Origin of the sequence: Porticoccus sp. (assembly GCF_965660005.1) — a bacterium.
Classification (GTDB): Bacteria; Pseudomonadota; Gammaproteobacteria; order Pseudomonadales; family Porticoccaceae; genus Porticoccus.
In genome coordinates this window covers 1-6,217 of sequence record NZ_CBFHYF010000067.1, presented here as the reverse complement: position 1 = coordinate 6,217, position 6,217 = coordinate 1, and the positions used below count along the sequence as shown (strand labels likewise).

Annotated in this window: 6 protein-coding genes and 1 pseudogene; all 7 read right to left on the bottom strand. The window is 48.6% G+C overall.

The window, feature by feature from the left end; genetic code table 11:
- Positions 1-1,883: RelA/SpoT family protein (locus ACTF5G_RS09805; RefSeq protein WP_438952626.1), on the bottom strand; the 1,883-nt coding region annotated here is incomplete at its 3' end.
- Positions 1,884-2,034: 151 nt separating this feature from the next.
- Positions 2,035-2,926: pseudogene (cysM, locus tag ACTF5G_RS09800) on the bottom strand (cysteine synthase CysM).
- A gap of 156 nt (positions 2,927-3,082) precedes the next feature.
- On the bottom strand, positions 3,083-3,469 hold the full coding sequence (acpS, locus tag ACTF5G_RS09795) for a holo-ACP synthase (protein WP_438952625.1): 387 nt from the start codon (positions 3,467-3,469) through the stop codon (positions 3,083-3,085).
- The gene (gene recO / locus ACTF5G_RS09790; RefSeq protein WP_438952624.1) at positions 3,466-4,206 is read right to left on the bottom strand and encodes a DNA repair protein RecO; all 741 of its coding nucleotides are present in this window, start codon (positions 4,204-4,206) and stop codon (positions 3,466-3,468) included. The genes acpS and recO overlap by 4 nt, the downstream gene beginning before the upstream one ends.
- A gap of 109 nt (positions 4,207-4,315) precedes the next feature.
- On the bottom strand, positions 4,316-5,218 hold the full coding sequence (era, locus tag ACTF5G_RS09785) for a GTPase Era (protein ID WP_438952623.1): 903 nt from the start codon (positions 5,216-5,218) through the stop codon (positions 4,316-4,318).
- Positions 5,215-5,886, bottom strand: a complete 672-nt coding sequence (gene rnc, locus ACTF5G_RS09780; RefSeq protein ID WP_438952622.1) for a ribonuclease III — start codon at positions 5,884-5,886, stop codon at positions 5,215-5,217. Before rnc ends, era begins: the two co-directional genes overlap by 4 nt.
- A 24-nt stretch (positions 5,887-5,910) precedes the next feature.
- A partial coding sequence (locus tag ACTF5G_RS09775) for a DUF4845 domain-containing protein (RefSeq protein ID WP_438952621.1) occupies positions 5,911-6,217 on the bottom strand: 307 nt, incomplete at its 5' end.

Sequence of the window (6,217 nt, the reverse complement as noted above, 5' to 3'; positions counted from 1 at the left end):
TAGCCGACAATCTCATCGCCTGGCACTGGATTACAGCAGCGAGCAATATGGGTCAACAAATTACCCACACCGTAAATATAAATATCTGACTCTTGATAGCGGCTGGCCTTCGTCGGCGTTATAAAAACCGGCTTTTCAGGCTTTTTGTTCAGGTCAAGCATTGTCAGAATAGCATTCATCACCTGGGTGACACAGATATCACCCACGCCAATGGCGGCATAAAGTCCATCTTCTCCATGCTTGTTGAATTTTTCTGCAACGGATTCCAGATTGACCTGTTTGATATTTAATTGACGTAGTTCGCGATCCAGAATGGATTTCCCGGCTTGGGTATTTTTCTCGTGATCCTGTTTTCTGAACCATTGCTGGATTTTAGTGCGGGCCTGGGTTGAGTGAATATAACCCAACGCTGGCGACAACCAATCCCGACTGGGCGACTCCTGCTTACCGGTAAGAACGGTTACCTGATCGGCCGTACGCAGTGGTGCGTTGAGCGGTACTATTCTGCCGTTTACTTTGGCGCCCCGACAGCGGTGGCCAATCGAAGTATGTATACGGTAAGCAAAATCCAGCGCAGTGGATTCCGAGGGCAAATCGACAACGTGGCCTTCCGGTGTAAAGACATAGATCCGATCCGTGATGCTATTCCGGTTGATCAGTTCTTTGACATGATCGTTCTCAATTTCTTCATGCCACTCCAGAACCTGTCTGAGCCAGGCAATTTTCTCTTCGTAGCTTCGGGTGGTGGCCTTGGTGTCGGTTCCTTTGTAGCGCCAATGAGAACACACGCCCAGTTCGGCTTCGTCATCCATTTCATGGGTTCGAATTTGAATTTCCAATACTTTCCGACCCGGACCAATGACGGCTGTATGCAGGGATCGATAGCCATTTTCCTTAGGGAAGGCAATATAATCATCGAATTCGTTGGGAATATTGCGCCAGTGTCCGTGGACAATACCCAACACGGTGTAACAGTCCGGGACAGCAGGAACCAATACTCTCACCGCACGAATATCATAAATTTGCGAGAAGCCAACGTCCTTGCGCTGCATTTTTTTCCAGATACTGTATATATGCTTTGCACGGCCAGCGATCTGAGCCTCTATGCTGGCTTTCTCCAGTTCCACATGCAACGTATCTATTACCTGGTTTATGTAGTGTTGACGATCCATACGACGTTCATCGAGCAAACGTGCTATGTGCCTATACTCTTCGGGCTCCAGATAGCGGAACGCAAGGTCTTCCAGTTCCCACTTTAGCTGGCCAATACCCAGCCTGTGGGCCAAGGGTGCATAAACATCAAAAATCTCACGGGCAACGCGCTGACGTTTTTCATTGGTAGCCGTTTTCAAGGCGCGTATTGCACAGGTACGCTCTGCAATTTTAATGAGAGCGACACGCACATCATCGATAATAGAAACCAGCATTTCACGGATTTTTGATGCTTGCTGAGCCGCAGCATGACCAAAAACAGCATTTTCACTATCAGTTCGCATGGTGCTGATAACCGCCATTTTCAGAACACTTTCTATCAGAACAGCGGCTGGATCACCGAATCGGTTTCTGACCGCTGCGAGAGAAAGTCGCCCCTCTCTAACTACCCAATAAAGAATGGCGGCAGTCAGACTTGCGGTATCGTGGAGATGGAGTTCAGCGAGAATTTCGGCCATCTCGAGGCCGGTTCTAAAACTGCTGACAGTAGGCGTCCAGCGTTCGCTACCGGATTTTTTTTCAGCATCACGGGCTAGCTCACAGGCAGCTATCAGAGTTTCCCGAACATCTGCTTCAGTAAAAATTTTATTGTGGAGCAGATCATCAACCCAAGGTTCTATCTGCACCACACCCTGTTCCTGCACCGGGTGATGATCTCTGACCTGTACCATAAACAGCTCTCATCTGAATTAGTTGTATACTCGACCATTTACCTCGTGGTGGAGGGTTAAAATTGCAAGCTGTAAATTTTGACTCACCAGGACATTAGTCGTCGTGTGCCCGATGTTCCGGACATTCAGGCAATGGCACCTACCAGAATGACTACTTTTGCCCTTTCTGGTAAATTCCAGATGACAGGTAGCGGTCACCCCGATCACAGATGATTGCCACAATCACTGAATGCTCGACTTCATCGGATAAGTGCAGTGCAGCAGCCACCGCTCCGCCTGACGATACACCACACAAAATACCTTCTTCCCGGGCTAGTGCCCGCATACAGTCTTCCGCCTGCTGTTCGCCTATATCCATTACACGGTCAATATTCGTACTATCAAATATCGTTGGCAGATAGGCTTTTGGCCAACGCCGGATACCGGGAATACTGGCCCCTTCTTCAGGCTGCAAGCCAATTATTTGAATACCGGGATTTTTTTCTTTGAGATACTCCCATGATAGTGCCGGTAGTGCCCATGGAGCTGATGAAGTGAGTGACATTGCCCGCGCTCTGTCGCCAGATTTCAGGGCCGGTGTGCTCATAATGTGCCAGCGGATTATCGCTGTTGGCGAACTGATCCAAGACAATACCCTCACCTTTTTGCTCCATGGCTTTTGCGAGGTCTCTGGCACCTTCCATGCTCTGCTCGCGACTAACCAGAATAAGTTCTGCCCCGTAAGCCTGCATGGCCGCTTTACGCTCTTCAGTGCTGTTTTCCGGCATAATCAGAATCATCCGGTAGCCTTTGATGGCCGCAGCCATGGCCAGCGCAATACCGGTATTGCCCGAGGTCGCTTCAATAAGCGTATCACCCGGCTTTATATCGCCTCTCGCTTCCGCATGTTGGATCATACCCATGGCTGGCCGGTCTTTAACTGATCCGGCCGGATTGTTGCCCTCCAGCTTCACCAGAATGACGTTATTGGTGTCTCCCGGCAATCGTTGCAACTTAACCAGGGGTGTTTCACCAATACAGGATTCAATAGTTGGATAGATCATCGGCTTTCCGGCAGCAGGGACAGTTTAAAATTGACCAAACAGATTGTTATTTTATCGATCCATCGTTTGCTTGTCTTGGCAGAAGAGGCGTTTGATCAAGATTCTTTACCTATAAACGCTGGTGAAAATGTTATGTCCGGTGATTTATGTAGGGGTCTATACCTGATGAGAATAAGTGAGAACCACAAAGGCAACAGCAAAATCACGTTCATCGGATAAACTCAGCAGAGCGTGATTGGCACCCAACTTTTGCAGTTGTTTTTTGGCATTACCCATGAGCAAGAATGCAGGTGCACCCGAGGAATCATTTACGGTTTCAATATCTTGCCAGGATACTTTGCCAATACCCGTACCGAGGGCTTTACTTAACGCCTCTTTGGCAGCAAAGCGTTTAGCGAGGTAGGCAGCCGGACTGGGTTTTCTATCAAACAAGGCTAACTCACGAGGGCATAGTATACGCTCGGCAAAATCACGACCACGACGATTCAGGGCCTCACTGATCCTGGCCACCTGAACAATGTCCGTGCCTATGGCAATAATCACGAAATTTTATTCTCATCGGCTTTTTGAAGATTGAAAAGCTCACGACTTCGCAGTGGCTTGTCGCCAAGGTGTTCCTGAATGGCCAGCCTCATCAGTCGCTTGGCCGCTCTTGCCGTGGCAAGATTTTGATAGTCTCCACTGTTAATAGCCAGCAACTGATCACCGAAAAACAGATAAGGAGACGTTTTTTCCTGCCCGGAGGGTTGACACATGGAAAACCCGATGGAGGGATCAAACCGGTACCATTGATCTGGCAGGACAGGATTACCAGATACAATATCAGTATCGATCATTAACCCGTAACCTGCTTCATCAAGCAAATTGCGCTCAAAAAGTCGCAGAGCCGGCTCAATAAGCTCGCCATCAGCGAGACTTGTCATGATATTGAGATAGTGATCAAACAGATGGTGGTGCGGGTCGTGCTCTACGAGTAGCCGTATCAGTAGTTCATTGAGGTAAAAACCGCTGTACAACCGTTCACCCGCCAGCATCAGTGAGCGCCCGGTATGTTCAGCACTGACCAAAGTTTTCAGCTCTGTTTTGCCACTCCATCCCACCAGCAAGGGCGTAAAGGGTGCAAGTATACGACTGCCATTTTTGGGGCGACGAAATCCCCGGGCCACGACACGCAATCGACCATAGTGACGGGAAAAAAGATCTACCAGTTGGCTGGTTTCCCGATAGGGTCGTGTATGGAGAACAAAAGCCGGCTCTGAGTCGACACGCAGGTTAGTCATACTGTGATAATACAAGCCGTAGCAGTTTTCCGGATAGTATCAATTGTCATTCCACATATTGCCAACCCTGATTTTTAGTGTGGAGAGCTACCAGGCTGGAATATGGCGATTAGTCATCATAGCCCAGGCTCCGCAGTGCCCGATCATCGTCGGACCATCCGCGACGGACCTTTACCCAAAGGTTGAGCATCACTTTTGACTCCAGCAAACGCTCCATATCGAGTCTCGCTTGCTGGCCGATTTTCTTCAGTCTACTACCTTTATCACCGATAATAATTTTCTTCTGGCCATCTCGCTCGACAAGAATCAGCGCACTGATATGACAGATTCTGTCAGACTGCTTGAACTCCTCTACCTCTACGGCCACTTCATAGGGAAGTTCGGCACTCAGCTGACGGGTGATCTTTTCCCGGATGATTTCAGCCACCATATAGCGCTGGCTGCGATCAGTAATCTGATCATCCGGAAAGAAGTGAACATCTTCCGGAATATGTTGCAGGATAGCTCGTTCAAGCTGGACAAGTTGTTGGCCGTGTAAAGCGGATACCGGGATCAGTCGCGCTTCAGGGAAACGCTCCGTTAACAAACGCAGATGAGGCAAAAGATCCGCTTTATTTTCCAGCCTGTCAATCTTATTCAGGGCAATAATGACCGGCGTATTGCTTTTCATTACCTCCTGCGCAACCTTCTCATCGGCTTCTGTCCATACGGCACGGTCAACAACAAAAACAATGACATCCACATCTCGAATAGCACTTTCAGCTGCACGATTCATGAAGCGGTTGATCGCCTTGCTCATATTGTCGTGAAGCCCCGGCGTATCGACAAAAATCAGTTGTGAGTCACCTTCAGTTTTTATGCCAAGCATATTTTGTCGGGTCGTTTGTGGTTTACGTGATGTGATGCTTATTTTTTGACCCAGTAGGTGGTTCAGCAACGTGGACTTGCCAACATTAGGCCGGCCGACAATGGCTACGTAACCGCAGCGTTTAATCGTTTCTTTTTCAGTCATTTGGTGAGTCCAGCCAATGCTTTTGATGCGGCATTTTTTTCAGCGGTACGGCGGCTGCTTCCTTCTCCGAGAGCGGGGGATGTCAAGCCATCAACTATGCATTCCACGGTAAAAAACTGACTGTGCGCCTCGCCGGTTACGGACACAACTTCATAATTTGGCAAAGGTCTGCCTCGTGCCTGCATAAATTCCTGCAGTTGAGTTTTCGGATCTCTGAGGGTATTTTCTGACAAATTGGCAAGGCGCTCACTGAATAATTGCATGACAACCTTCTCACAGGCCGTCATACCACCGTCCAGATAGACTGCACCGATAATGGCTTCCACCGTATCCGCCAGGATGGATGCCCGTCGGTGACCACCGCTTTTCAGTTCGCCCGCACCCAGATACAAATACTGACCGAGCTCCAGCTCCCTGGCTATTTCGGTCAATGTGGCACCTTTGACCAGGTTGGCGCGATAACGGCTCAAATCGCCCTCTTTAACCTGGGGCAAGCGGTCATATACAGCATGACCAATGATGAAATTCAGCGCCGCATCGCCCAGAAATTCCAGTCGCTCGTTATTGGCTGAGCTATGGCTGCGATGAGTAAGTGCCAGGTCAAACAAGCTGGAATCTGTGAACTGGTAACCGAGGCGATCAAGCAGCCGTGATTTTAAGTTTTTCACCCACTGATACTGCGAGTTAGTAAATTATTTAGAGCTGTCATAGACATTATTAAAACGCACCACCACGTCCAGATTACCCATGAAATTGATTCTTTTTTCATAGTTAAGACTGACCAGTGTATGCGTCTTTTCACGTTCAATTTTAATCAGCTTCATGTCGATATCGCGTACATTATTAATGTCAAAATAGGCAGACAGCTTTCTGCGAACCTCGCCATCACTCATGGTATGTATATTTTCCTCTGCGAGGGAGTTTATCGCTGCTTTGACAAAGGAGTTATCGAGATACAGTGGTCCGACTTTTAACGCTGCGGTGAGAATAAAACCCACA